Origin of the sequence: Klebsiella sp. 141251 (genome assembly GCF_050600725.1) — a bacterium.
Lineage (GTDB): Bacteria > Pseudomonadota > Gammaproteobacteria > Enterobacterales > Enterobacteriaceae > Klebsiella > Klebsiella aerogenes.
Map to the genome: position 1 here is coordinate 13,652 of NZ_JAQIRG010000001.1, position 25,849 is coordinate 39,500.

At 56.3% G+C, this 25,849-nt stretch carries 19 protein-coding genes and 1 pseudogene; 14 read left to right on the forward strand and 6 right to left on the reverse strand.

Annotation, left to right across the window (positions count from 1 at the left end; genetic code table 11):
* Nucleotides 1-31: 31 nt before the first annotated feature.
* Together PGR09_RS00080 and PGR09_RS00085 are read left to right on the forward strand one after the other, a co-directional pair.
* Nucleotides 32-7,447 (forward strand): annotated as a pseudogene (locus PGR09_RS00080) (hemagglutinin repeat-containing protein); the annotation flags it as partial.
* A gap of 632 nt (nucleotides 7,448-8,079) precedes the next feature.
* Entirely contained in the window at nucleotides 8,080-8,394 is a 315-nt protein-coding gene (locus PGR09_RS00085; RefSeq protein ID WP_289578239.1) for a hypothetical protein, read from the forward strand.
* A 45-nt stretch (nucleotides 8,395-8,439) separates the two neighbouring features.
* Here the strand turns inward: PGR09_RS00085 and PGR09_RS00090 are convergent, their stop codons facing one another.
* Both PGR09_RS00090 and PGR09_RS00095 read right to left on the reverse strand, forming a co-directional pair.
* Nucleotides 8,440-8,577 carry a SymE family type I addiction module toxin gene (locus tag PGR09_RS00090; protein ID WP_315712713.1) on the reverse strand — a complete coding sequence of 46 codons (138 nt, stop codon included), beginning with the start codon at nucleotides 8,575-8,577 and terminating at the stop codon, nucleotides 8,440-8,442.
* 512 nt (nucleotides 8,578-9,089) lie between these two features.
* Entirely contained in the window at nucleotides 9,090-10,016 is a 927-nt protein-coding gene (locus tag PGR09_RS00095) for a LysR family transcriptional regulator (RefSeq protein WP_430915834.1), read from the reverse strand.
* Between the two features lie 103 nt (nucleotides 10,017-10,119).
* Between PGR09_RS00095 and eamB the strand changes: the two genes are divergently transcribed.
* Nucleotides 10,120-10,710, forward strand: a complete 591-nt coding sequence (gene eamB / locus PGR09_RS00100) for a cysteine/O-acetylserine transporter (protein ID WP_045391154.1) — start codon at nucleotides 10,120-10,122, stop codon at nucleotides 10,708-10,710.
* A 30-nt stretch (nucleotides 10,711-10,740) separates the two neighbouring features.
* Here the strand turns inward: eamB and PGR09_RS00105 are convergent, their stop codons facing one another.
* Together PGR09_RS00105 and fadE are read right to left on the reverse strand one after the other, a co-directional pair.
* A complete protein-coding gene (locus PGR09_RS00105) occupies nucleotides 10,741-11,511 on the reverse strand; it encodes an amidohydrolase (RefSeq protein WP_045391172.1) in 771 nt (256 codons plus the stop codon).
* A 169-nt stretch (nucleotides 11,512-11,680) separates the two neighbouring features.
* Nucleotides 11,681-14,125, reverse strand: a complete 2,445-nt coding sequence (fadE, locus tag PGR09_RS00110) for an acyl-CoA dehydrogenase FadE (protein WP_430915708.1) — start codon at nucleotides 14,123-14,125, stop codon at nucleotides 11,681-11,683.
* Between the two features lie 240 nt (nucleotides 14,126-14,365).
* On the opposite strand from fadE, the gene lpcA reads away from it, so the two are divergent.
* Complete coding sequence (lpcA, locus tag PGR09_RS00115; protein WP_004099149.1) at nucleotides 14,366-14,947, forward strand: D-sedoheptulose 7-phosphate isomerase; 582 nt, start codon at nucleotides 14,366-14,368, stop codon at nucleotides 14,945-14,947.
* Nucleotides 14,948-15,156: 209 nt separating this feature from the next.
* A complete protein-coding gene (locus tag PGR09_RS00120; protein WP_015368120.1) occupies nucleotides 15,157-15,924 on the forward strand; it encodes a class II glutamine amidotransferase in 768 nt (255 codons plus the stop codon).
* Here the strand turns inward: PGR09_RS00120 and dpaA are convergent.
* Nucleotides 15,895-16,635, reverse strand: a complete 741-nt coding sequence (gene dpaA, locus PGR09_RS00125) for a peptidoglycan meso-diaminopimelic acid protein amidase (RefSeq protein WP_015704469.1) — start codon at nucleotides 16,633-16,635, stop codon at nucleotides 15,895-15,897. The genes PGR09_RS00120 and dpaA overlap by 30 nt on opposite strands.
* A 409-nt stretch (nucleotides 16,636-17,044) precedes the next feature.
* On the opposite strand from dpaA, the gene PGR09_RS00130 reads away from it, so the two are divergent.
* The 7 genes from PGR09_RS00130 to nqrM are packed head-to-tail and all read left to right on the forward strand — an operon-like array spanning nucleotide 17,045 to nucleotide 23,108.
* On the forward strand, nucleotides 17,045-18,391 hold the full coding sequence (locus tag PGR09_RS00130; protein WP_063414190.1) for a Na(+)-translocating NADH-quinone reductase subunit A: 1,347 nt from the start codon (nucleotides 17,045-17,047) through the stop codon (nucleotides 18,389-18,391).
* A 3-nt stretch (nucleotides 18,392-18,394) separates the two neighbouring features.
* A complete protein-coding gene (locus tag PGR09_RS00135) occupies nucleotides 18,395-19,633 on the forward strand; it encodes an NADH:ubiquinone reductase (Na(+)-transporting) subunit B (protein WP_015704471.1) in 1,239 nt (412 codons plus the stop codon).
* A complete protein-coding gene (locus tag PGR09_RS00140) occupies nucleotides 19,626-20,420 on the forward strand; it encodes a Na(+)-translocating NADH-quinone reductase subunit C (RefSeq protein WP_015704472.1) in 795 nt (264 codons plus the stop codon). The genes PGR09_RS00135 and PGR09_RS00140 overlap by 8 nt, the downstream gene beginning before the upstream one ends.
* Nucleotides 20,413-21,051 (forward strand): NADH:ubiquinone reductase (Na(+)-transporting) subunit D, encoded by a 639-nt coding sequence (locus PGR09_RS00145; RefSeq protein WP_002889716.1) that lies wholly within the window; start codon nucleotides 20,413-20,415, stop codon nucleotides 21,049-21,051. Before PGR09_RS00140 ends, PGR09_RS00145 begins: the two co-directional genes overlap by 8 nt.
* A gap of 6 nt (nucleotides 21,052-21,057) precedes the next feature.
* Complete coding sequence (gene nqrE / locus PGR09_RS00150) at nucleotides 21,058-21,654, forward strand: NADH:ubiquinone reductase (Na(+)-transporting) subunit E (protein ID WP_015368115.1); 597 nt, start codon at nucleotides 21,058-21,060, stop codon at nucleotides 21,652-21,654.
* Between the two features lie 12 nt (nucleotides 21,655-21,666).
* Entirely contained in the window at nucleotides 21,667-22,890 is a 1,224-nt protein-coding gene (nqrF, locus tag PGR09_RS00155; RefSeq protein ID WP_316423072.1) for an NADH:ubiquinone reductase (Na(+)-transporting) subunit F, read from the forward strand.
* 2 nt (nucleotides 22,891-22,892) lie between these two features.
* Entirely contained in the window at nucleotides 22,893-23,108 is a 216-nt protein-coding gene (gene nqrM, locus PGR09_RS00160; RefSeq protein WP_015368113.1) for a (Na+)-NQR maturation NqrM, read from the forward strand.
* A 55-nt stretch (nucleotides 23,109-23,163) separates the two neighbouring features.
* On the opposite strand, the gene PGR09_RS00165 is transcribed toward nqrM, so the two are convergent.
* Complete coding sequence (locus tag PGR09_RS00165) at nucleotides 23,164-24,024, reverse strand: glycerophosphodiester phosphodiesterase family protein (RefSeq protein WP_063414188.1); 861 nt, start codon at nucleotides 24,022-24,024, stop codon at nucleotides 23,164-23,166.
* 158 nt (nucleotides 24,025-24,182) lie between these two features.
* On the opposite strand from PGR09_RS00165, the gene dinB reads away from it, so the two are divergent.
* Both dinB and PGR09_RS00175 read left to right on the forward strand, forming a co-directional pair.
* On the forward strand, nucleotides 24,183-25,238 hold the full coding sequence (dinB, locus tag PGR09_RS00170) for a DNA polymerase IV (protein WP_015704475.1): 1,056 nt from the start codon (nucleotides 24,183-24,185) through the stop codon (nucleotides 25,236-25,238).
* 2 nt (nucleotides 25,239-25,240) lie between these two features.
* Nucleotides 25,241-25,702, forward strand: coding sequence for a GNAT family N-acetyltransferase (locus PGR09_RS00175; protein ID WP_320482340.1), 462 nt, complete (start codon nucleotides 25,241-25,243; stop codon nucleotides 25,700-25,702).
* Nucleotides 25,703-25,849 lie beyond the last annotated feature (147 nt).

Sequence of the window (25,849 nt, forward strand, 5' to 3'; positions counted from 1 at the left end):
CGGTGAAACCAGCGCCGGAAGCGATCTTCTGCTGCAGGGCGACAGGCTTGCTACCGCGGCGGGCGGGCAACTTCAAAGCGGTAATAATCTCAGCCTCAGCGCGCGGGAAATGGTGCTTTCGGGCACGCAGGCGGCACAAAAAACCATGACGGTGAATGCCCGCGAAAAGCTCAACCACAGCGGCAAAAGCAGCGCGGCCGAAATCAACCTGAATGCGCCTGCGCTGACCAATAGCGGCGTACTCGTTGCTTCCAGCATGAACACGCAGTCGCAAACCCTGACCAACAGCGGGCTGATCCAGGGCGCCAGCGCACTGCTGATTAACACGCAAGCGCTGGACAACCAGCTGAACGGCACGCTGTACAGCGCGGCAAACCTGGCGCTGTCTGTGCCGGATATTCGCAACAGCGGGCTTATTAGCAGTGACAGCGGTCTGACAATGACGACGGACGCGCTAAGTCATTCAGGCAAAATCATCGCTGACACGCTGGACATTCAGGCGACCACGCTGAGCAGTGACGGCCTGCTTCAGGGCCGTCACGCACTGACCCTTTCCGGCGACAGCCTTTCGCAGGGGGCAAACGGACGCTGGCTGACGGCGGGTCATTTATCCCTTGATGGCAACACGCTGGTCACCGGCGGGATAACCCAGGGCAGGGATGTCTCGGTTGATGCAGACCGCTGGACCCACAGCGGATCGGCGTTGGCAACGGGCGAACTTGAAGGCACGCTCACCGCTTCCTTGAACAATAACGGCGACCTGATGAGTCAGGGGCGTTTCGCTCTGACTGCGCCGGCGCTGACGAACCATGGTCGCCTGCTTGCATCCGGCGACATGGCGCTTAGCGGTAACCAGATCAGCAGCAATGGTACGCTTCAGGGGAAAACCCTGAGCCTGACCCAGGACGATATCAGTAACCAGGGGACCATTATCGGGCTGAACGCGCTGTCGCTGAACAGTGCTGGCGCATTCGCTAATACTGGCGATTTACTGAGTCAAGGGGAGCTGACTCTCTCCGCCGGCGATATCACCAACGGCGGACGAATACAGGGGCAGAACATCCTTCTTGATGGCGCCCGGCTGACTAACCACGGGGCCATCCAGAGCGCGATCGATTTAGCGCTGACCCTGAGCGATGACATCACTGCCGTTACCGGCAGTAAAATCACCGCCCTGGGCGATGCTCGCCTGACTGGTAAGGCGCTGAGTAACCGGGGATTAATCAGTGCGAAAACGCTGGAGGTGGAAGGGGATTCGCTCAGCAACGACGGTGAAATCAGCGGTGTTAACGGCCTGAGCGTCACGCTGCATAGCGGCCTGCAGCAGCAGGGCAAACTGCTGACTGGCGGTAAGCTGGCGCTGAAAGCCGGTAACATCAGCAACAGCGGGCAGCTTCAGGGGGCTGATACCCAACTCAGCGCCAGTACACTGATCAACAGCGGTCGCATTCAGGGCGATAGCGCTCTGACGCTCACTCTGCTGAACGCACTCACCAACCAGACGAACGGCGTTATCCTCAGCCAGGACGCGCTCAGCATCACTGCGCCATCGCTCATGAATGACGGCACGATTCAGGGCAACGGTAAAACCACGCTCAGCGCGGCAACGCAGGCCCGCAACGACGGCAAAATTCTCTCCGGCGGTGGCCTGGTATTCACCACGCCGGACTACAGCGGCAGCGGCTGGCTACAGGCCACGAACCTGGTGCTGAACGTGGCGAAGTTTGCCAGCAGCGGTACCGTGCTGGCGGCGAACCAGGCGACGCTCACAGGTGACAGTTTGACCAACAGCGGTACCTTCCAGGCCGCACAGCTGAACGTAAACGCGCAGTTCGTCAACAACGGCGGCACGCTGCTGGGTAATCAGGGGCTGAGCATCAACGCCAGCACCATCAATAATGAGAATGGCAAATTATTCAGCGGCGGTGACCTGCTGGCCGAAACGGTCTCCCTCAGCGGCGCGGGCCAGATTGTGGCGCTCGGTAACCTGGCGCTGAAGCTGGTCAACAGCTGGACGTCACAGGGGGTTGTGGCCTCGAACAAACAGCTTTCTGTCAGTACCCGGGGGGATATCACCAACAATGCCACCCTGCAGGGTGACGGCATTACCCTGGACGCAGCGGGTAAGCTGACGAATAACGGCCAGCTTACGGCAGGCGGTGGTACCACTTCGCTTTCCGGCAGCCAGATTGCCATGAACGCCAGCGGCACTCTGCAGGCGGGTGGGGACGTCAGTCTGACCAGCCGGGGCAGTATCATCCTCGACGGTTTTACCGGCACGGCGGGCAATCTGCTCCTGAACGCGACAGGTGCGATCGTCAATACTGCCCTGCTGTATGCGGGTAATAATCTCGCCCTTTACGCCAACAGCATCCAGAACCTGCATGGCGATATGCTGGCAGGCAATAACCTGGTGATGCAGAAAGACGCCAGCGGCGCGGCGAATGCCGAAGTGATTAATAGCTCCGGTAATATTGAGACGATTAACGGTGATATCACCATCAAGACCGGGCATTTGCTGAATACGCGGGATGGGCTAACGACAAAAACAACGCATATCGATGGTGGACAGAGTATTCCGGGGATGGGGAATTCGATGATTAACGTCGATATTAGCCAGCTTGCCGACGGTACTTATGGAATGACCAGCCGGGTGGCAGAAAGACAGGTGGGGCCATGTAACGGCCATGGAGCCTGTAACTATGTCCACTGGAATCAGTTTTACTATGCAATGTATGCCGGTTCGGCAGAGCAAAAGTTCATCAGTAGTCAGACGCGAACTGACGTTACCAGCAACGGCGGAGCATCCAGAATTGGCTCCGGCAAAAATCTCACGATCGATGCAGGCTCACTGGAGAATTTTGCCAGTAATATTTTGGCGAATGGTAATGTCAGTCTGACCGGGGGCACCCTTAATAACCAGAGTTGGCAGTCAGGTACAGTTACTGACTGGTTCGTCTATCAGTACGATTCACGCCGATATGGATACGCAGTCGAGCCGGGGGGGCGTTATCCGACGGACGGAAATAAGTATCATGATGTTATGCCTGAAAGCACGTCCATTGCGTTTACGCTTAAAGGACATGATTCAAGTACAGAGCTCGGCGAAATTTACCGCGCGGTTATTCAGGCGGGCGGCAACGTCTCAGCCAACTTCAACAGTGACATCAGCAATACCAATACGATGTCTAATGCCGACAAGATCAGCAACACCATCGTTGCCCCAAACCTGAATACGCCTTCAGCGCAAAGCATCGGTAGCGACGCGAGCCAGCAGGCGCTTGTGGAGGCTGCAACCCCGGCTATCACCGCTCCAGACTGGAAAGACAGTACCGCCAGCCAAACTATCGGCGAAGGTACCGTACTCGCCCCCGGCGGCATGGATAGCAACTACCCACTGCCTTCCGGTAATAATGGCTACTTTGTGCCGTCGACCGATCCGGACAGTCCGTATCTCATCACCGTTAACCCAAAACTCGACGGTCTGGGTCAGCTCGATCCGTCGTTGTTTGGCGACCTGTACAACCTGCTCGGCATGAACCCGGGCATGGCCCCACGTGAGACGGGTAGCCAGTATACCGATGTCAGTCAGTTCCTCGGTTCTTCGTACATGCTTGGCCGCCTCAACCTGAATCCGGACAAGGATTACCGCTTCCTTGGCGACGCGGCGTTTGATACCCGCTATGCGTCAAACTATGTACTGAACCAGACCGGGCAGCGCTACATCAATGGGCTGGGGTCAGACCTCGACCAGATGCGTTACCTGATGGACAACGCCGCCAGCGCGCAACGCTCGCTCGGTCTGACGTTTGGCGTGGCGTTGACCGCCGACCAGGTGGCGGCGCTCGACCACAGTATTCTCTGGTATGAAAGCGCCACGATTAATGGACAGACGGTGATGGTGCCAAAAGTCTATCTGTCGCCAAAAGATGTGACGGTGCAGAGCGGTAGCGTGATTAGCGGCAATAACGTGCAGTTAGCGGGCGGCAACGTTACCAACAGCGGCAGTGCTCTGCTGGCGCAGAATGGCCTTACCATCGACAGCAGCAACAGCATTAACAACCTCAACGCGGGTCTCATCCGGGCTGGCGGCGGGCTGGACCTGAGCGCGCTGGCCGATATTAACAATATCGGCTCCGTCATCAGCGGTAAGACGGTACAGCTGGAAAGCACCGATGGCAGCATCAACAACATCACCCGTACGCAGCTGTGGAGCGTGGGCGGTGACAGCCGTCGCGAAAGCGTCCACATAAGTGGCACCGATGTCGGACAAACCGCCTCCATCAGCGCCAGCGATGGTCTTTATATGGCAGCGGCGAACGACATCAATATCACCGGCGCGAAAGTAAACGCGGGCGGTGACCTCGCCATGGATGCCGGCAATAGCATCAATATCGCCGCTAACCAGATAACCGACAGCAGCAGCCGATCAGGTGTTTGGGGCCAGAAAAATACCAGTACATCCTCCACCTCAAATCAGGGCAGCAGCATTACGGCTGGCGGTAACGCGGTAATGCAGGCTGGCAACGATCTGAACGTGACGGCGAGCGCTATCAATGCGGGTAAAACCGCGCAGCTGGTGGCGGAAAATGATCTGAACCTGAACGCGGCGGACAGCGGGCAGACCAGCCGCACGGGCGGCAGTGAAAGTCATCAGGGCAGCGCCGACAGAACAACGATTTCAGCGGGCGACAACGTAACGCTGGTTGCCGGACGGGACGTGACCAGCCAGGCGGCAGGCATCGCGGCGGAAGGGAATGTCGGGATCCAGGCCGGGCGCGACGTTAATCTGCTGGCGGAAGAGTCCGTGACCGGCAGCAGCTCACACTCGAAAAAGAAAACCGTTATTGATGAATCCGTGCGCCAGCAGGGGACCGAAATCGCCAGCTCCGGCAACACCACCATCGTCGCCGGACGCGACGTCAACGCCGAAGCGGCGCAGGTGACCGCCAGCGGGGATATCGGCGTGGCGGCGGGCCGCGATGTGAACCTGACCACGGCGACGGAAAGTGATTACCACTACAGAGAAGAGACAAAGACCAAAAAAGGGTTCCTTAGCAAGAAAACGACTCACACCATAGAGGAAGACAGTGCGACCCGTGAAGCCGGTACCTTGCTTTCCGGCGACAGCGTCACCGTGCAGGCGGGCAACAACCTGCTGGTGAAAGGCTCCTCCGTAGTGGGCGATAACAGCGTGGCGCTCGACGCAGGTAATAACGTCGATATCGTGGCCGCGACCAACACGGATACCTCCTGGCGCTTTAAGGAAGAGAAAAAATCCGGCCTGATGGGTACCGGGGGTATCGGGATCAGTATCGGCAGTAGCAAGACTACCCACGATTTACGCGAGGCGGGCACCACGCAAAGCCAGAGCTTCAGCACCGTCGGATCTACGGGCGGTAACGTGGTTATCGCTGCCGGAAACCAGGCGCACATCGGCGGCGCAGACCTGATTGCCGGGAAGGACATGAGTCTCAGCGGCAGTAGCGTCATCATTGACCCGGGCCACGACAAACGTACCCGCGATGAAACCTTCGAGCAGAAGAAAAGTGGGCTGACGCTGGCGCTTTCGGGCACTGTCGGCAGCGCGATTAATAATGCGGTTACGGCGACACAGGATACCAAAGAGGAAAGTGACGGACGGCTCAAAGCGCTTCAGGCCACTAAAACTGTGCTCTCCGCTGTGCAGACCGGACAGGCGGCTGAGGCGGCTGACCTGACGGCCGACCCGAACGCGATGGGCGTCAGCCTCTCGCTGACCACGCAGAAATCCAAATCGCAGCAGCACGCTGAGAGCGATACGATAACGGGCAGCACGCTGAATGCAGGCAACAATCTCTCCATTACCGCGAATGGAAAAGGCAAGGGCCCGAACAGCGGCGATATCGTTATTGCCGGAAGCCAGGTGAAAGCGGGCGGCGACACGCTGCTGGACGCCAGGCATGACGTCATTCTCAGCGGGGCTGCTAACACTCAACAGTCCAGCGGCAAGAACAGCAGCAGCGGAGGCGGTGTCGGCGTAAGTATTGGTGCAGGTAAAGGCGCCGGTATCAGCGTGTTTGCCAATGTCAACGCAGCCAATGGCAAAGATAAAGGCAACGGTACCGACTGGACTGAAACCACCATCGACAGCGGCAAGACCGTCACCATTAAGAGCGGGAATGACACCGTGCTCAATGGGGCACAGGTTAGCGGCAATAAAATTGTCGCCAATGTGGGGCACGACCTGCTGATGAGCAGCCAGCAGGACAGCAACAAATACGACAGCAAGCAGAGCAGCGTGGCGGCGGGCGGCAGCTTCACCTTCGGCAGCATGACGGGCTCCGGCTATATCTCTGCCTCCCAGGACAAGATGAAGAGCCGCTTTGACTCTGTTGCCGAACAAACCGGGATGTTCGCCGGTGATGGCGGCTTTGATATCACCGCGGGCAACCATACCCAACTGGATGGCGCAGTGATTGCCTCCACGGCCACGGCGGACAAAAACAGCCTCGATACCGGTACGCTGGGCTTCAGCGACCTGCACAACGAAGCGGACTTCAAAACCCAGCACTCGGGCATCAGTATCAGCGGCGCGGGCAGCTTCGGCGACCAGTTCAAGGGCAATATGCCGGGCGGGATGATTGCGGCGGCGGGCAACAGTGGGCATGCCGAAGGCACGACTCAGGCCGCTGTGGCTGACGGCACCATCATCATTCGCGACAAGGATAATCAGAAGCAGGATGTGGCGAACCTGAGCCGCGACACCGAACATGCCAACGACAGCATCAGCCCAATCTTCGACAAGGAGAAGGAGCAGAACCGTCTGAAGGAAATCGGGATGATCAGCGATATCGGCGGTCAGGTGGCGGATATCGCGCGGACGCAGGGGGAACTGAATGCGCTGAAGGCTGCGCAGGATAAATACGGGCCTGTTCCTGCGGATGCGACGGAAGAACAGCGGCAGGCATATCTGGCAAAACTGCGTGATACGCCGGAATACAAAAAGGAACAGGAAAAGTATGGCACCGGCAGCGACATTCAGCGCGGTATCCAGGCAGCAACTGCAGCGCTTCAGGGGCTCGCGGGCGGTAATTTAGCGGGTGCACTGGCGGGGGCTTCAGCACCGGAGCTGGCGCATCTGCTGAAATCGACAGAAGATAACCCTGCGGTCAATGCCATAGCACACGCGATCCTTGGAGGTGCGGTTGCTGCGCTTCAGGGAAATAGTGCGGCAGCGGGTGCGGCGGGTGCGGCAACCGGTGAGCTGGCCGCGAGGGCGATTGCTGGTATGCTGTATCCGGGCGTGACGGACTTGTCCACGCTGACGGAAGCGCAGAAGCAGACGGTCAGTACGCTGGCAACTATTTCAGCAGGAATGGCAGGCGGTCTGGCCGGGGACAGTACGGCATCAGCGGTGGCGGGGGCGCAGGGCGGAAAGAACGCGGTTGAGAATAATGCGCTGAGCCTGCCGAAGGGACTGAATGATTATGGTCAATCGGTACAGTCATTCGCACATTATGCACAGGACAACAATCTTTCGCCGGAGCAGGTACAGGCCGGGTTAAAGGATATTGTGCGCGGTGATTTGCCGGAAAGCGCGGATATTATCAAAGCCATCCTGAGTAATAACCCGGGATCGGATACGGTAATGGCCCTGCTGACAGCAGAGGAAGCGAAGGACTACGCGCTGGCGCTGTTGACCTCGATCCCGGCAGAAAAAGCGTTATCGTTAGCGGGTAAAGCAGCCGGGATTATCGATAACAAAATCCTGATTAGTGCAGCAGAGAAAATATCGACGGCGAAGCCGGGTAAACAATTTACAGCGCCGAGGGATTTGAATGAGCAAACGTTCTGGAAACAGGTTGAATCAAATCCTTCACAAGGCAATAAGTTGCGGGATATGAATAATGACCCTAGATTTCCTACTTCTGCTGGATTCCAGAAAATGGAGGCGACGCATTATCTGCCTGATGGAACATCTATATCAGTACATTATCAGTACAATTTTAATACTGGTAAAGCATACGATATGAAAATTGTTACTCCACAGCGGAATCCACTGCAGCCAGGTCCTTCAATAACTGATGGGGTAAAAAAATGAAGATAAGAGATCATAGAGATCCCTTAGGTAGGGTTGTTGATGTTTTTAGCGTTTACTGGTTTGGTGATGAGACATATTTTTATGGGCTTCCAAAAGGATATGGCGGGCTGATGTCATATAGAGCCACTCAGGTGACAATAATCAACCCTGAAATAAATTTTAATTCAATATATTTCAAAGAAAGCATTCATCATTGGGCTTTGATAAAAGAAGAGTTGCTGGACGATCTTCTTGAACTGGATGAAACGGCCTATAAACGCTTCCTTGAAATCGTGAAAGCTGAAGGTCTGATTGATCCCGATTTTTATTAACTGTAAAAGATCCCGGCCTCCGAGCTGGGAGCTTCTCTTTAACCGTCAGCCCCTGACCGGCTCGATCACCAGCCGTCCCTGTTCCACGCTGACTATGATCGGCGTGTCGGTGCTGAATCCCGCCTCTTCCAGCCAGTTGCCGTTCAGGCGCAGGCCAGGGCTGATGGGATAACAAGTGGTTATGCGGGTACATGCCCTTTAACAGCTCGGGGAAAATGGAAAACGGGGAGCAAAACCGCGTATCGTGGTGTTGCGTCCGGTACGGTAAAAACATCAAGGGAATTGTTAGTAAGGTGCTGATAGTAAAGTGAAAGTTGCGTTGAGATAGCTGACTTCGCAACGGACAAAGTTGTTGTTGAGAATAACTCGCTGAGCAAGGATAAGATCTTTGACATAAACCCGATGCTGAGAGTCGGGATTGAAGGTGCAGATGGCGATCCGCTGAAAGTCGGTGGTGGGATTGTAAGCACATCTGTTTAACTTCCACGCGCTTTTTTAGATTTCCGATTTTTCAGCTATCAGCCGGTACCCTTCTATCCAGGTGCAGTTCAGGCATAGGATAGCGCTGCAGGACAGCGACCACTACGACAGTACGCAGAACAGCGTCAGCAGTGGTCTGACTTGCAGCTAACTTGCTGATATCTTTTTTACTCATGATATTACTTTCAGAAAATCCCGGTCATCGTGCCAGCATTTTACTTTATACACCCGTCAGTTACTGCTCTATCGCTGTGGCCTGTTGTTCCGCTTGATAATACCTCCTCAACACACTGCATAAATACCCGCATTGCCGGGCTGACCACTTTACCGGCGTGATGGGCGCATATCGCGTTAATAGTGAGTGGAATATCGCTGAACGGGAGTTCAACCAGCGTACCGCGCTTAAGCTCTTCCTCAACGGTGAAACGTGGCAGATAGCTGACGCCAAGATTGCTCGCCACGCACTGCTTAATACTTTCGATACTCCAGAGCTCAATGGTATTTTCCAGGGTAATAGCGCGCTGGCGCAGCGTGCTTTCAAAAATTTGCCGAAATACGCACTGTGGCTCATTGATAACAAAGCTCAGCGGAATATGTTGCCCGCAGTGGGTAAAATCGACCGCCGGATGCTGCGGCGAGGCGACCAGCGTCAGCGACTGCTGGCCAAAGCTTTTCATGGTTAACGCGTCATCGTTGCCAACCCGATAAAACACGCCCAAATCGGCGCTATCGTTGAGTAGTGCGTCGCGGATGACATAACAGTTGAGCGACTGCAGCGATAAGCGTACCTGCGGGGCCCGTTGTTTAAAGCGCTGTAGCACCTGCGGCATTTTATAGGCCAGCAGGGTTTCCCCACAGGCAACGCGCAGCTCGCCAGCCGGTTCTCCATCTTCACAAGCCACCTCACGAATAGTTTCCATCACCCTCGCCAGTTCATGGACGTGCGGCAGCACCTTTTTACCGGATTCGGTCAGGCACATGCGGCGGCCAATTTTTTCAAACAGCTGAACGGCAAGCTCTTGCTCAAGCTGTTGAATATGAAAGGTCACCGTGGATTGCGTACAGCATAGCTTTTGCGCCGCGCGTAAAAACGAGCCTTCTTCCACTACCGTTTTGAGAGTAATAAAACGCCGCAGATCCATATCGCCACCAACTATCGAAAACATCGAATTCAGAATCAAAAAACATTCATTTTTTTAAATGAATGGCATCGGGTACTGTCTGCCAAAACGAAGGAGAAGACAAGTGACCCCAGCTTTGATTAGTGCTTTTTTGACTTATACCCTGATAACCGCGCTGACTCCCGGCCCTAATAATATTCTTGCCCTCAGCAGCGTCACCTCCCATGGCTTACGCCGCAGCCTGCGGGTGCTGGCGGGGATGAGCGTCGGTTTTATTATCACCATGCTGATTTGCGCGGCGTTAACCTTTTCGCTGGTGGAACTCGACTCGCGATTTACCCGGATATTGGGATGGATTGGCGCGGCGTATATCCTGTGGCTGGCCTGGCAGATAGCCAAAAGCAAACCGGGGGCAGGCGCGCTGAGTACAGAGCCGGTGGGGTTCTGGGCGAGCCTGGGGCTGCAGTTCGTCAACGTAAAAATTATCCTCTATGGCATCACCGCGCTCTCTACCTTTGTCCTGCCCGTTACCCGCGAGCCGGTTTGGCTTATCAGCGTGAGTCTGCTGCTGGCGGCGATTGGCGCGCTGGGAAACCTGTGCTGGGCGCTGGCGGGGCATCTGTTTCAGCGCCTGTTTTTGCTGTACGGGCGCCAACTGAACTGGGGGCTGGCAGCGTTATTAGTCTACTGCGCTTTGCGGATCGTGGTGGAATAAAAAGGGAGCGCAGCGGCTCCCGAAAAGTGTTTAGCCGATCGTGAAAGGATCGGCATCCTGCCAGGCCGGAAATTTCTCGCGATACTCCTGCAGCGCGGCCAACGACAGATCGGCATCGAGCCGCGTCGCCTGATGCGGTTCGGCGGTAGCAATAATCTCTCCCTGCGGGCTGATGATACGGCTATCGCCCCGATAGTGATGGCCGTTTCCATCAGTGCCGACGCGGTTGCAGCCGGCGACGTAGGCCTGGTTTTCAATGGCTCTGGCGACCAGCAGCGATTGCCAGTGCAGCGAACGCGGGGCAGGCCAGTTAGCAACATACAGCGCCAGGTCGTAATCGTTGTGGTTACGCGACCAGACGGGGAAGCGCAGGTCATAGCACACCAGCGGCAGAATCCGCCAGCCGCGCCATTCAAAGACCACTCGTTCAGTACCTGCCTCATAATGGTGGTGCTCATCCGCCATGCGGAACAGGTGACGCTTATCGTAAAAGTGCGTTTTACCGCCGGGCTCTACCAGCAGAAAACGGTTCACCGGGCCACGTTCGGTCTGCAAGGCCGCGCTACCGGCAATCAGCGCGTTGGTCTGCTCCGCTTTCGCCAGCATCCACTCAACGACCTCTCCCTGCGGCATCGATTGTTTCGCCGCTTCCATGGCAAATCCGGTAGTAAACATCTCAGGCAGCACAATAATGTCGCGCCCGCTCACTTCTTCCAGTTGACGATCGAAATGGCGCAGGTTGGCGGGACCATCCATCCACACCAGCGGTTGCTGCAACAGCGTAATTTTCAAGCCAGGCACAGTGGTGAACTCCATTATGAAGAGGGCATTAAGCTAATTTTAATACCATATCAGCAGCCGGAGGCGGCATGGAATATTTTGTTAAAAAAATGCTATCTACGGCGAGTAACGGCAAAAGAAAAGGCGGGGAAATTCCCCGCCTTTGTCGTGATGTGCAGTATTGCTTTTATTATGCCGCTTCAATCTTGCGGATTTTTTCCGGCAGCTTTACCGGTTTGGTCGCCAGTTCATCCGCCGCGAAATCATCAACGTTAATACTGCGCAGACGGCTGGTTTCCGCACGGGTCAGGATTGCGGCTTCTTCCTGATTAATTAACCCTTTCGCCAGCGCATTAGTGGCCAGCTCATCCAGGCGGGTGAACGGCAGATTTTTACCCAGCTCTTTGCAGATGCGCTGGTGGATTGGATCCGCCGCCATCACATCCAGCAGCGCCTCTTCCAGCAGGCCAACCGGGTTATGTTCGCTTGGCGTCAGGTACTGACCGCGACCGATACGAGAGCGGGTCGCGCTCGGAACCTGCAGGATTTTCGCCACTTTATGATCCAGCTTATCGGACGGCGCATCGTAGTGACGGCCGGTCGGGAAGATGGCGAGACGCAGCGCGCCGGCGACAAAGCGGTTCGGGAAGTTCTTCAGCAGGTCATCGATAGCCTGCTCCGCCTGATACAGCGCATCCTGCACGCCCCAATGGACCAGCGGCAGATCCGCTTCATTACGGCCTTCATCGTCATAACGTTTCAGCACCGCCGATGCCAGGTAAAGCTGGCTCAGCACGTCGCCGAGACGCGCGGAGATACGTTCGCGACGCTTCAGGCTGCCGCCCAGTACCGCCATTGATACATCCGACAGCAGGGCCAGGTTGGCGCTCAGGCGGTTCATGTGCTGATAGTAGCGGCGCGTGGTGTCACGGGTCGGCGCGCTGCTGGTGCGGCCGCGAGTCAGGCCCAGCCAGAAGCTGCGTACTTTGTTGCTACCAACGTGGCCGATATGTTTAAACAGCAGCTTGTCGAAGGCGTTAACGTCATTGTTCTGCGCGGCGGCCATTTCATCCAGGACATACGGATGGCAGCGAATCGCCCCCTGACCAAAGATCATCATGCTGCGGGTGAGGATATTCGCCCCTTCAACGGTAATGGCGATCGGCGCGCCCTGATAAGCGCGGGCAAGGAAGTTGCCTTCGCCCAGCATGATGCCTTTACCGCCGGTAATATCCATGGCGTCAATAATTGAACGCTGGCCGCGGTGGGTACAATGATATTTAACGATTGCCGACAGCACCGCCGGCTTCTCGCCAAGCATAATACCGTAGGTAATCAGCGAAGCGGCGGCGTCCATTACGTAGGCGTTGCCTGCGATACGCGCCAGCGGCTCTTCGATACCTTCCATTTTACCAATCGAAATTTTGAACTGACGGCGAATGTGGGCGTAGGCGCCGGTCGCCATAGCGACGGATTTCAGGCCGCCGGTGGCGTTGGACGGCAGAGTAATGCCGCGACCCACGGACAGGCACTCAACCAGCATACGCCAGCCCTGGCCGGCCATGCTTGGGCCGCCGATGATGTAATCGATCGGTACGAAAATATCTTTACCGCGAGTGGGGCCGTTCTGGAACGGTACGTTCAGCGGGAAGTGACGACGGCCAATTTCCACGCCCGGCGTTGAGGTGGGGATCAGCGCGCAGGTGATACCGAGCTCTTCCTCGCCGCCCAGCAGACGGTCCGGATCAGAGAGTTTGAAAGCCAGGCCCAGTACGGTGGCGATTGGCGCGAGAGTGATGTAGCGCTTGTTCCAGGTCAGGCGCATTCCCAGCACCTGCTGACCCTGCCAGTCGCCCATACAGACTACGCCGGTATCCGGGATCGCGCCGGCGTCGGAGCCCGCTTCCGGGCTGGTTAACGCGAAGCATGGGATCTCCTGACCACGCGCCAGGCGCGGCAGGTAGTGATTTTTCTGCTCTTCGGTACCGTAATGTTGCAGCAGTTCGCCCGGCCCTAAGGAGTTAGGCACGCCGACGGTGATCGCCAGGATCCCGGAAACGCCGGACAGTTTTTGCAGTACGCGAGACTGGGCATAGGCGGAAAACTCCAGGCCGCCGTACTCTTTCTTAATGATCATCGCAAAGAAGCGGTGCTCTTTCAGGTACGCCCACAGCTCCGGCGGCAGATCCGCCATTTCATGGGTAATTTCGAAGTCGTTCGCCATGCGGCAGGCTTCTTCTACCGGGCCGTCGATGAAAGCCTGCTCTTCGGCGGTGAGGCGCGGCTGCGGGTAGTTATGCAGCTTGTGCCAGTCCGGGTTACCGCGGAACAGATCGCCTTCCCACCAGGTGGTGCCGGCATCGATGGCTTCTTTCTCCGTACGCGACATCGGCGGCATTACTTTACGGAAGGAGCGAAACGCCGGGGCGGAGAAAAGCGATTTACGCATCGGCGCAAAGTTGAACGGCAGCAGAATAATCGCCAGCGGCAGCAGCAGCCAGATATTCCACAGCCCCGCCACGCTGAGCGCCGCGGTCCAGGCGAGCAAAATCACGCTGCTGAGAAGCAGGCTGACTCGGTGATAGAAGAGCACGCCGAGTAACACTACGGTTGCAACAATACTCAAAATCATCATAGAGAAATGCTCCCTTATCTTGTAGGAGGTCTGACCACTTGTGATGTATTGGTTGTAGTGGATGTAATTTGTTTTAGCAATGTGTTTACAAAATAATTACAACCTTGCTCACATTGTTGGCTGGAAAAGCGGCACGTAAAATCAAAAGGACGGGGGATAACGTCGCCTGCTGCTTCTCGCTTCGGCGGCTATCCGGTACACTGCCAGGGTTATTCCAACCAATACTGAAGGATTATCCTCATGTACCAGGATCTTATTCGTAACGAACTGAACGAAGCCGCGGAAACGCTGGCCAACTTTCTGCAGGACGAGGCCAACATTCACGCTATCCAGCGCGCGGCGGTACTGCTGGCGGATAGCTTCAAGGCTGGCGGTAAAGTGCTTTCCTGCGGCAACGGCGGTTCTCATTGCGATGCGATGCATTTTGCGGAAGAGCTGACCGGGCGTTATCGCGAGAACCGCCCTGGTTATCCGGCGATCGCTATTTCTGACGTCAGCCATCTGTCCTGCGTGAGTAATGATTTTGGCTATGAATATGTCTTCTCCCGCTACGTTGAATCGGTTGGCCGCGCAGGCGATGTTCTGCTGGGGATTTCCACCTCCGGCAACTCCGGCAACGTGATCAAAGCGATTGAAGCCGCTCGCGCGCAGGGAATGAAAGTGATCACCCTGACCGGTAAAGACGGCGGCAAAATGGCGGGTTCCGCCGATGTGGAAATCCGTGTACCGCATTTCGGTTACGCCGATCGCATTCAGGAGATTCACATTAAGGTGATTCATATTCTGATTATGTTGATCGAAAAAGAGATGGTTAAAGCTTAAAAGGCTATTTTGTTAGCCATTTTGAACCCGGCCAGTGCTCAGACAAAACTCACCGAGTTTTGAACGCCCTTCAGGGCGGCCCGAAGGGGGAGCGTAGCGAATCATCCTCACGTACATGAAGTACGCTCCGGTTTTTGCGCGCTGGCCGTGTCCAAACTGACTGCACCAATAACGCCTTTTATGTTTCAGTAAGTTGTATGAGGTGATCTATGTGCGAATTGCTCGGGATGAGCGCCAATGTGCCGACCGATATCTGTTTTAGCTTCTCCGGGCTGGTTCAGCGCGGGGGCGGCACCGGGCCGCATAAAGACGGCTGGGGTATTACCTTTTACGAAGGGAAAGGGTGTCGCACATTTAAAGATCCGCAGCCGAGCTTTCAGTCGCCGATAGCCAAACTGGTACAGGATTATCCCATCAAATCCTGTTCCGTCATTGCCCATATCCGTCAGGCCAACCGTGGCGAGGTGGCGCTGGAGAACACCCATCCGTTCACCCGCGAACTGTGGGGCCGTCACTGGACCTACGCCCATAACGGCCAGCTCAAGGGTTATAAATCGCTGAAGACCGGAAATTTCCGCCCGGTGGGCGAGACCGACAGCGAAACGGCTTTCTGCTGGCTGCTGCACCGTTTAACCGAGCGCTATCCGCGCACGCCTGGCAATATGGTCGGCGTGTTTAAGTACATCGCGACGCTGGCGGGCGAAATGCGCGAGAAGGGCGTGTTTAATATGCTGTTATCGGACGGACGCTATGTAATGGCGTACTGTTCAACCAACCTGTACTGGATCACCCGTCGGGCGCCGTTTGGCGTGGCGAAGCTGCTGGATCAGGATGTGGAAATTGATTTTCAACGTGAGACCACACCAAACGATGTGGTCTCCGTTATCGCCACTCAGCCGCTGACCGGCAATGAGGCCTGGAATAAAATCATGCCAGGCGAGTGGGCGTTATTTTGCCTCGGGGAGCGTATAGTTTGAGGCCAGCTGCGGCTGGATAACCTCGTGGCTGAGCGGCTTGCTGACGATATAGCGGCCATCCATCACCGAAACCACCGGCGGTTTGTGGGTCTGCTGGAAGTAGTCATAGCCTGGCTTCAGCTGCTTCCAGAAATCCGCATAGTACGAGAACTTATGTCGCGCCATGTTGGCGTCGGTCATCCGGAACGGATAGATGCTGACCTGCACGCTTGGCTGGCCAAATACCAGCGCGCCGGTGACAAACTGGAAGATCTCGTCTATGCCGGTATCGGTCATCGCGTAGCAGCCGACGGAAACGCAGGCGCCGTGGATCATCAGGTATTTACCTTCATAGCCGTGCGCGCGATCGTAGGCATTCGGGAAGCCGATATTGATCGCTTTATAAAAGCGGCTGTCTGGTTTTAGCTGACTGCGCGAGACGTTATAAAATCCTTCCGGACTTTTGAAATCGCCCTGGCGTTGCTTCGGCCCGAGGCCGCCGGAGTAGTTACAGATCCGGTAGCTATCGAGAAGCTGGTAGGTTTCGCCCATTTTGACGTAGAGATCGAGCATCCGCTCTTCTTTGAAGATCTCAATATAAACGGGGGAGCCCATTAACTGCTGTTTATATTCTTTGCTAACCGGCGTTGTCGGGCTGTTACTGCTGAGTAACCCAGCAAATGACACGCACGGCAACAGAAGCATCGCAATAAAGAATGCGATTTTGCGCATACTGCTTGTTCCTTGATAAAACAAAAAACCACATGCCAGGACGGCAAGAGATACCCGAAATCAGAGTTTTCTGGATTTAGAGCGCTCACATTAGCATCACGGCAGTTTTTCGCAAGCACGGTGTGGCTGCGTTTACAATTTAATGTTCCTTTATAGCGAATATTGCCGCAAAGCGCAGTGAGAACTTTGCGCAATAGCTCGCATTTTAGAAGCACTTATTGGCTCTTTTCCTACTTCTGACACTCACAAAATGTTACACTCCCGCCGTTTATGACCAGGGTAAGAAAGGATGCTTCTCTCCCGTCTTGTGCCCCCGTGGCACCGCTATCCCTTTCTTATTCTGATATTCCATCAATAATGCTGGCCTCGGCTTGAGCTGGGGTTTAGGTTACGGATACCTGCTAACGATATGATTAAAATCACGAAAGGGCTGGATTTGCCCATAGCTGGCATGCCATTACAGCAGATCTCGTCCCGGCCTGCGGTGAAACGCGTCGCGCTGCTCGGCGAGGAGTACGTCGGCATGCGCCCCTCGATGGCGGTGAGCGAAGGCGATCGGGTGCAAAAAGGCCAGGTGCTGTTCGAAGATAAAAAGAACGCCGGGGTGCGTTTTACCGCGCCAGCCAGCGGGGTAGTTAGCGCCATTCATCGCGGCGAGCGCCGGGTGCTGCAATCGGTGGTGATTGATGTCGACGGCAGCAATGAGGCGGTGTCGTTTCCCCGCTATGCATTAGACGATCTTAACGATTTGCCACGGGAAGCGGTGCGGCAACAGTTGCTGGACTCCGGGCAGTGGACGGCGTTTCGTACCCGTCCTTTCAGTAAAATTCCCGCGCCGGGCAGCGTTCCGGCGGCTATCTTCGTCACCGCTATCGATACCAACCCGCTGGCGGCTGAACCGCAGCCGATTATCCTGGCCCAGCGTGAAGCCTTTGACGCCGGTCTGACGGTGCTGACGCGCCTGACGGACGGTAAAGTCCACGTCTGTCAGGCCAGCGGCGGCAAGCTGGGCGGCCATCCCGCCGGGCAGGTGACATTCAACCAGTTTAGCGGCCCGCATCCGGCAGGGCTTGCCGGTACGCACATTCACTTCCTTGAGCCGGTCAGCCTGACCAAACAGGTCTGGCATCTCAACTATCAGGAGGTCATCGCCATTGGCAAACTGTTCCTCGACGGCGAGCTGTACAGCGAACGCGTCATTGCCCTTGGCGGCCCGCAGGTAAAACAGCCGCGATTGCTGCAAACCTGTCTCGGCGCCAGCCTCGATGAACTGCTGGCGGGCGAGCTGGTGGATGATGAAAACCGGGTAATTTCCGGTTCTGTCTTGAGCGGCACCCACGCCTGCGGCCCTCACGCCTTCCTCGGGCGCTACCATTTGCAGGTCAGCGTGGTACGAGAAGGCCGTGAAAAAGAGCTGTTTGGCTGGGTGATGCCGGGCAAAGAGAAGTTCTCGATTACCCGCACCACCCTTGGTCATTTCTTTAAGCGCAAGCGCTTTAATTTTTCCACTGATACTAACGGCGGCGAGCGGGCGATGGTGCCGATCGGCAACTATGAGCGGGTAATGCCGCTGGATATTCTGCCGACCATATTGCTGCGCGATCTGCTTGCCGGCGATAGCGATAGCGCCCAGGCGCTGGGCTGTCTGGAGCTGGATGAAGAAGATCTGGCGCTCTGCACCTACGTTTGTCCGGGCAAATATGAATACGGCCCGGCGCTGCGCAGCGTGTTAACCCAGATTGAGCAGGAAGGATAAGAGATGGGCTTAAAGCACCTGATTGAGAAACTTGAGCCGCATTTCACGCACGGCGGCAAGTTAGCAAAATATTACCCGCTGTATGAAGCGGCGGCGACGATCTTCTACACCCCGGGTTTAGTCACCCGCGGCGCCGCGCACGTACGTGACGCCATTGACCTCAAGCGGATGATGATCCTCGTCTGGTTTGCAGTGTTCCCGGCGATGTTCTGGGGCATGTACAACGTCGGCTTGCAGACAATTCCGGCGCTGCACAAGCTATACGGCGCCGAACAGCTGCAGCAGGTCATTGCCAACAACTGGCACTATAGCGTTGCCCAGTGGTTAGGGGTGAGCTTCAGCGCCGATGCCGGGTGGCTTAGCATGATGACGCTGGGGGCGGTGTTTTTCCTGCCTATCTACCTCACCGTATTCATCGTCGGCGGTTTTTGGGAAGTACTTTTCGCGATTGTGCGCAAACATGAGATCAACGAAGGCTTTTTCGTTACCTCGATTCTCTTCGCGCTGATTGTGCCGCCAACGATGCCGCTATGGCAGGCGGCGCTGGGGATCTCCTTTGGCGTGGTGATTGCCAAAGAGATTTTCGGCGGCACCGGGCGCAATTTCCTCAACCCGGCGCTGGCGGGGCGCGCGTTCCTGTTCTTCGCCTACCCGGCGCAGATTTCCGGCGACCTGGTATGGACGGCGGCAGACGGTTTCTCCGGCGCGACGCCGCTCTCCCAGTGGGCCAGCGGCGGTGGTGAAGCGCTGGTTAACGTCGCCACCGGCATCCCGGTGAGTTGGATGGACGCCTTCCTCGGCAATATTCCCGGCTCGATTGGCGAAGTGTCGACGCTGATGATCCTCATCGGCGGTGCGTTCATTATCTTTGCCCGTATCGCTTCCTGGCGCATCGTCGCCGGGGTGATGGTCGGTATGATCGCCACCGCCACGCTGTTTAATTTCATTGGTTCCGATACCAACCCAATGTTCTCGATGCCGTGGTACTGGCATCTGGTGCTCGGCGGGTTCGCCTTTGGCATGATGTTTATGGCGACTGACCCGGTCTCGGCTTCCTTTACCGATAAAGGTAAATGGAGCTATGGCCTGCTGATTGGCGTGATGTGCGTGCTGATTCGCGTCGTCAACCCGGCCTATCCGGAAGGGATGATGCTGGCGATTCTGTTCGCCAACCTGTTTGCGCCGCTGTTCGATTACCTGGTGGTGCAGGCCAATATCAAGCGGAGGAAGTCGCGTGGCTGAGAAGAAAAGTAACGATAGCATCGGCAAAACGCTGCTGGTGGTGCTGGTGCTTTGTCTGGTGTGCTCCATTGTGGTCGCCGGTTCCGCCGTGGGCCTCAAGTCGCGTCAGCAGGAACAACGCGCGCTGGATAAACAGCGCAATATCCTAGCCGTCGCCGGCCTGATGCAGCAGGGGATGGATGCTGACGCGGTGGCGGAAACCTTCGCCGCGCGCATTACCCCTCGGCTGGTCAATCTGGCGACCGGCGAACTGCTGGATAAAGACCCGGGCAAATTTAATCAGGCCCAGGCGCTGAAAGATCCGCAGCAGAGCATCGCGCTCGACGCCAGCCAGGATCCGGCCGGGATTAAACGCCGCAGCAACCTGGCGGAGATTTACCTGGTGCGCGACGCGCAGCAGCAGATTCAGGAAGTTGTGCTGCCTATCTATGGCAACGGTCTGTGGTCCATGATGTACGCCTTCGTGGCGCTGGACGTTGATGGGCGTACGGTGAAAGGCATTACTTACTACGACCAGGGCGAAACGCCGGGGCTGGGCGGCGAGGTGGAAAACCCGAACTGGCGTCAGCAGTTTGTCGGTAAACAGGTGCTGGATGACAACGGCATGCCGTCGCTGAAGGTGGTAAAAGGTGGCGCGCGCGCAGGCGATCTCCACGCGGTTGACGGTTTATCCGGCGCCACGCTGACGTCAAACGGCGTGCAGCATAGCTTTGATTTCTGGATGGGCGAACTGGGCTTTGGTCCGTTCCTGAAAAAGGTTCGTGAGGGAGAGCTGAATAATGGCTGAACAGAGCGATATGAAAGAGGTGAAGCGCGTGCTGGTGGGGCCGCTTATCGCCAATAACCCCATCGCCCTGCAGGTGCTCGGCGTCTGCTCCGCGCTGGCGGTGACTACCAAACTGGAAACCGCCTTCGTGATGACCATTGCGGTGACGCTGGTGACGGCGTTTTCCAGCATGTTTATCTCTATGATTCGCCACCATATTCCCAATAGCGTACGTATCATCGTGCAGATGGCGATCATCGCCTCGTTGGTAATCGTGGTGGATCAGCTGCTGCGGGCTTTCGCCTATGAGACCTCTAAGCAGCTGTCGGTATTCGTCGGGCTTATCATCACGAACTGTATCGTGATGGGGCGTGCCGAAGCTTATGCCATGAAATCGCCGCCGCTGGCCAGCTTTATGGATGGTATCGGTAACGGTCTCGGTTACGGCGCGATCCTGATTATCGTCGGCTTCCTGCGCGAGCTTATCGGCAGCGGCAAGCTGTTCGGTATCACCGTACTGGAAACGGTGCAGAACGGCGGCTGGTATCAGCCGAACGGCCTGTTCCTGCTGGCGCCGAGTGCGTTCTTCATTATCGGTTTGCTGATTTGGGCCCTGCGTAGCTGGAAGCCTGAACAGCAGGAAAAGGAGTAACCGATTATGGCTCATTACATTAGCCTGTTTGTCCGCGCGGTGTTCGTTGAGAACATGGCGCTGGCCTTCTTCCTCGGGATGTGTACCTTCCTCGCGGTGTCGAAAAAGGTCTCCACCGCTTTTGGCCTCGGCGTTGCGGTCACGGTGGTGCTGGGTCTTGCTGTACCGATCAACAACCTGGTCTATAACCTGGTGCTGCGCGACGGCGCATTGATGGAAGGCGTAGACCTCAGCTTCCTTAACTTCATCACCTTTATCGGGGTAATTGCGGCGCTGGTGCAAATACTTGAGATGATCCTCGATAAGTACTTCCCGGCACTCTATAACGCGTTAGGGATCTTCCTGCCGCTTATCGCCGTTAACTGCGCCATTTTCGGCGGCGTGTCGTTTATGGTGCAGCGCGATTACAACTTCCCGGAATCGATTGTTTACGGCTTTGGTTCCGGCATCGGCTGGATGCTGGCGATTGTCGCGATGGCGGGGATCCGCGAAAAAATGAAGTACGCCAACGTGCCCGCCGGTCTGCGCGGGTTAGGGATCACCTTTATCACCACCGGACTGATGGCGCTGGGCTTTATGTCATTCTCCGGTGTGCAGCTATAAGGGCGGAAAAGTATGGAAATTATTCTTGGCGTGGTGATGTTCACGCTGATCGTGCTGGTCCTGTCGGGGCTCATCCTGGTGGCGCGCTCGAAGCTGGTGAACGCGGGCGACGTGGTTATTGAAATCAATAACGAAGCGGATAAACAGATCCGCACGCCGGCGGGCGACAAACTGCTGAACACGCTCTCCAGCAACGGTATCTTCGTCTCTTCCGCCTGCGGCGGCGGCGGCTCCTGCGGCCAGTGCCGGGTGACCATCAAAGAAGGCGGCGGCGATATTTTGCCGACCGAGCTTTCGCATATCACCAAACGCGAAGCCAAAGAAGGGTGCCGCCTGGCCTGCCAGGTGGCGGTGAAGCAGAATATGAAAATTGAGCTGCCGGAAGAGATTTTCGGCGTGAAAAAATGGGAGTGCGAAGTTGTCTCTAATGATAACAAAGCGACCTTCATTAAAGAGCTCAAATTACGGGTGCCGGATGGTGAAGCGGTGCCGTTCCGCGCCGGCGGTTATATTCAGATCGAATGCCCGTCGCATAAAGTGGCCTATGCCGACTTTGATATTCCCGATGAATATCGCTCAGACTGGGACAAGTTCAACCTGTTCCGCTATGTCTCTGAGGTGAAAGAGCCGACCCTGCGCGCCTACTCGATGGCTAACTATCCGGAAGAGGAGGGCATCATTATGCTCAACGTGCGTATCGCCACGCCGCCGCCGAAGGTTCCGGATGCGCCGCCGGGGATAATGTCGTCCTATATCTGGTCGCTGAAGCCTGGCGATAAGGTGACGATTTCCGGGCCGTTTGGCGAGTTCTTTGCCAAAGAGACCGACGCCGAGATGGTGTTTATCGGCGGCGGCGCGGGCATGGCGCCGATGCGTTCGCACATCTTTGACCAGCTTAAGCGCCTGCACAGCACGCGTAAAATCAGCTTCTGGTACGGCGCGCGTTCGCTGCGCGAAATGTTCTATGACGATGAGTTTGAACAGCTGGCGCGCGAAAACCCCAATTTTACCTTCCACGTCGCGCTCTCCGATCCGCTGCCGGAAGATAACTGGACCGGGCATACGGGCTTTATCCATAATGTTCTGTATGAAAACTATCTGCGCGACCATCCGGCGCCGGAAGATTGCGAGTTCTATATGTGCGGGCCGCCGGTGATGAACGCCGCGGTGATTAAAATGCTCAAAGACCTGGGCGTCGAAGATGAGAACATCATGCTCGACGACTTTGGAGGCTGATGATGTGGACGGTATTTGTCGCGACCTTTGTGATTTTTGCGCTGGTGATCCTTGGCATGTCCCTGGGCTACCTGGTGAAGCGTAAGAGTATTCAAGGCAGCTGCGGCGGGATCTCCTCGCTGGGGCTGGAGAAAGTCTGCGACTGTCCGGAACCGTGCGACGCGCGTAAGAAACGTCTCGCCCGCGAGGCGCAGCGCCAGCAGCAGCGCATTCTCTAATGCGCCGACGGCGCTACGCTTGCGTTTTCAGGCCGCTTTCGCGGCCTTTTTTATCTTACTGCCAGTTTTTCGCCTGCGCCGGAGAGTCCACCATCACGCCGTCGGCGCCCAGTTCTTTCGCCGTACGATAATCTTCCGCGCTATTGATACCGAAGAAAATGATGTGGGCCTGGCCCTGCGAGCGGAAGCAATCCATCGCCTCTTTATCCCAGGTGAGCGTCGCCGGAGAAACGCCTTCACCAAGGGTAAACTTCTCGACTACCTCCACCTTGCGCTTCAGTTCCAGCCCGTACCACTTATCGCCATCGCGCTGGCTGTCTTTCTGACACTGGTGGCTGAGCGAAACGTTTGCAAGCCTGGTTCGGGTTTCGCTGCGGCTAACAAAGCGTGGGATTGGTTGCGGCAGAGCGGCGATATAGCGGTCTTCGGTGGAATAAACGCGCACCCGCTCGAGGCTATGGGTGTTTTTTAACACCTCCAGCAGGCGTTCGCCCATCACCGTTGGATCGGCATCCGGTGATTTTATATCGATGTAGAAGAAGGTCTGCGGCCACTGCTGCAGCACGCTTTGTAAGGTCGGGATCGTGGCCTGCTTGCCGCGCCACGGATGGCTGTCATCGCCCCATTTCCAGCCAGCATCGACTTTCGCCAGCTCGGCGGCGGTTAAGCTTGAGACCTTGCCCTCGGCGTTGGTCAGGGCGGAGAGATCGCTTGAGCGATAGAGCACCGGTACGCCGTCGCGGCTTAGCTGTACCGTGACCCAGATGGCCTGCGCGTGGTTTTCCAGCGCCAGTTTGATGGCCGGTAGGGTATTTTCCGGCGCATCGCCGGTACCGCCGCGGTGGGCAATCAACTGCGGGTTGGCAAAAGCGCTGCCGGTCGCCAGCAGGCAGAGTACCGTGAGTATTTTCTTCATGATTGTATCTTCCTGATTCATTATTTAAATGTATGAAAATAAAGGTGATTTGTTTCACTTTTATGTTGTAACAGCTTTTTTGGCGGTTGAATTAAAAAAAGATAAAATTTGCGCGTAGTTTTGCTATGCTGTATGGGTATACAGTGTTGGGCAAGGCGATGCGTAAAATTATCCATGTCGATATGGACTGCTTCTTCGCAGCGGTGGAAATGCGTGACAACCCGGCGTTGCGCGATATCCCCATTGCCATTGGCGGCAGTCGGGTACAGCGTGGCGTGATTAGTACCGCGAACTATCCTGCGCGTAAGTTTGGCGTGCGCAGCGCGATGCCGACGGCGACGGCGCTTAAACTGTGTCCGCACCTCACGCTGCTGCCGGGGCGCTTTGATGCCTACAAAGAAGCCTCGAACCACATCCGCGAAATTTTCTCCCGCTATACCTCGTTAATCGAGCCGCTGTCGCTGGATGAAGCCTACCTTGACGTGAGCGACAGCGTACACTGCCACGGCTCCGCCACGCTGATGGCCCAGGAGATCCGCCAGACCATCGAGCGTGAACTGAATCTCACCGCTTCGGCTGGCGTGGCGCCGGTAAAATTCCTCGCGAAAATTGCCTCAGATATGAACAAGCCGAATGGCCAGTTCGTCATTGCCCCGCACCAGGTGGCGGAATTTGTGCGGTCTCTGCCGCTGGCGAAAATCCCCGGCGTCGGGAAGGTGTCGGCGGCGAAGCTGGAAAATATGGGGCTGCGTACCTGTGGCGACGTGCAGAACAGCGATCTGGCGATGCTGCTTAAACGCTTTGGTAAGTTTGGCCGTATCCTGTGGGAGCGCAGCCACGGCATTGACGAGCGCGAAATCCATAACGATCGTCAGCGCAAATCGGTCGGCGTCGAGCGCACTCTGGCGGAAGATATTCACGAGTGGTCAGACTGCGAAGCTATTATCGAAAATCTCTATCCCGAGCTGGAACGTCGTCTGGCGAAGGTAAAACCGGATCTGCTGATCGCGCGTCAGGGCATTAAACTGAAGTTTAACGATTTTCAGCTCACTACTCAGGAGCACGTCTGGCCGCGGTTAAACAAAGAGGATTTAATCGCGACCGCGCGCAACGCCTGGCTCGAACGTCGGGGCAGCCGCGGCGTGCGGCTAGTGGGGTTACACGTGACGCTGCTCGACCCACAGCTCGAACGACAACTGGTGCTTGGACTATAACGATGTTAACGATCAGGGCGTATTCAGAAGATGATTTTCCGGCGCTGTGCGCCATTTTTTTGCGCGCGGTGAGAGAGACCGCCAGCCGGGATTATTCTCCCGCGCAAATTGCCGCCTGGGCGCAGGTTGATGAATCCCGCTGGCGGCAGAAACTTGCCGATTCGCAAGTGCTGGTGGCGGTTATTGATAATCAGCCGGTTGGATTTATCACCGCCGTTAATGATTATATCGACCTTTTATTCGTCTCGCCGGATTATGCCCGTCGTGGAATCGGTCATGCGCTCATCGGCGCGGTCTGCGCCAGCCATCCGGGAAAGGTACTGTCGGTCGATGCGAGCATAACGGCACGATCCAGTTTTCTTCGTCAGGGATTTCGTGTCGTCGCTGAGCAGCGAGTTGAATCGCGTCGAGAGTGGTTCACCAACTATCGAATGGAAAAACGCGGTTCGGGGAAGGCTGAATAGATACTGTTATCGGTTTGCGGCTGTTTTAGCTTGAGAAAAGCTTTTATCTCATAACGCTGAGAGTCTGTTGTGGTCCAGTCGCCGGCAGGGATTTTCCCGGAGGCGGCGCATTGCGCCTTGTCCGGGCTACCAAACTGCACATTACTG

What these genes read in the sequence shown, in the direction of transcription:
- fadE (WP_430915708.1), bottom strand. Translation starts at nt 14,125, where the DNA reads ATGATGATTTTGAGTATTGTTGCAACCGTAGTGTTACTCGGCGTGCTC.
- PGR09_RS00095 (WP_430915834.1), bottom strand. Translation starts at nt 10,016, where the DNA reads ATGGATCTGCGGCGTTTTATTACTCTCAAAACGGTAGTGGAAGAAGGC.
- dpaA (WP_015704469.1), bottom strand. Translation starts at nt 16,635, where the DNA reads ATGCGCAAAATCGCATTCTTTATTGCGATGCTTCTGTTGCCGTGCGTG.
- PGR09_RS00175 (WP_320482340.1), top strand. Translation starts at nt 25,241, where the DNA reads ATGTTAACGATCAGGGCGTATTCAGAAGATGATTTTCCGGCGCTGTGC.
- PGR09_RS00145 (WP_002889716.1), top strand. Translation starts at nt 20,413, where the DNA reads ATGGCTGAACAGAGCGATATGAAAGAGGTGAAGCGCGTGCTGGTGGGG.
- lpcA (WP_004099149.1), top strand. Translation starts at nt 14,366, where the DNA reads ATGTACCAGGATCTTATTCGTAACGAACTGAACGAAGCCGCGGAAACG.
- PGR09_RS00135 (WP_015704471.1), top strand. Translation starts at nt 18,395, where the DNA reads ATGGGCTTAAAGCACCTGATTGAGAAACTTGAGCCGCATTTCACGCAC.
- PGR09_RS00120 (WP_015368120.1), top strand. Translation starts at nt 15,157, where the DNA reads ATGTGCGAATTGCTCGGGATGAGCGCCAATGTGCCGACCGATATCTGT.
- PGR09_RS00165 (WP_063414188.1), bottom strand. Translation starts at nt 24,024, where the DNA reads ATGAAGAAAATACTCACGGTACTCTGCCTGCTGGCGACCGGCAGCGCT.
- nqrF (WP_316423072.1), top strand. Translation starts at nt 21,667, where the DNA reads ATGGAAATTATTCTTGGCGTGGTGATGTTCACGCTGATCGTGCTGGTC.
- dinB (WP_015704475.1), top strand. Translation starts at nt 24,183, where the DNA reads ATGCGTAAAATTATCCATGTCGATATGGACTGCTTCTTCGCAGCGGTG.
- PGR09_RS00085 (WP_289578239.1), top strand. Translation starts at nt 8,080, where the DNA reads ATGAAGATAAGAGATCATAGAGATCCCTTAGGTAGGGTTGTTGATGTT.
- nqrE (WP_015368115.1), top strand. Translation starts at nt 21,058, where the DNA reads ATGGCTCATTACATTAGCCTGTTTGTCCGCGCGGTGTTCGTTGAGAAC.
- nqrM (WP_015368113.1), top strand. Translation starts at nt 22,893, where the DNA reads ATGTGGACGGTATTTGTCGCGACCTTTGTGATTTTTGCGCTGGTGATC.
- PGR09_RS00130 (WP_063414190.1), top strand. Translation starts at nt 17,045, where the DNA reads ATGATTAAAATCACGAAAGGGCTGGATTTGCCCATAGCTGGCATGCCA.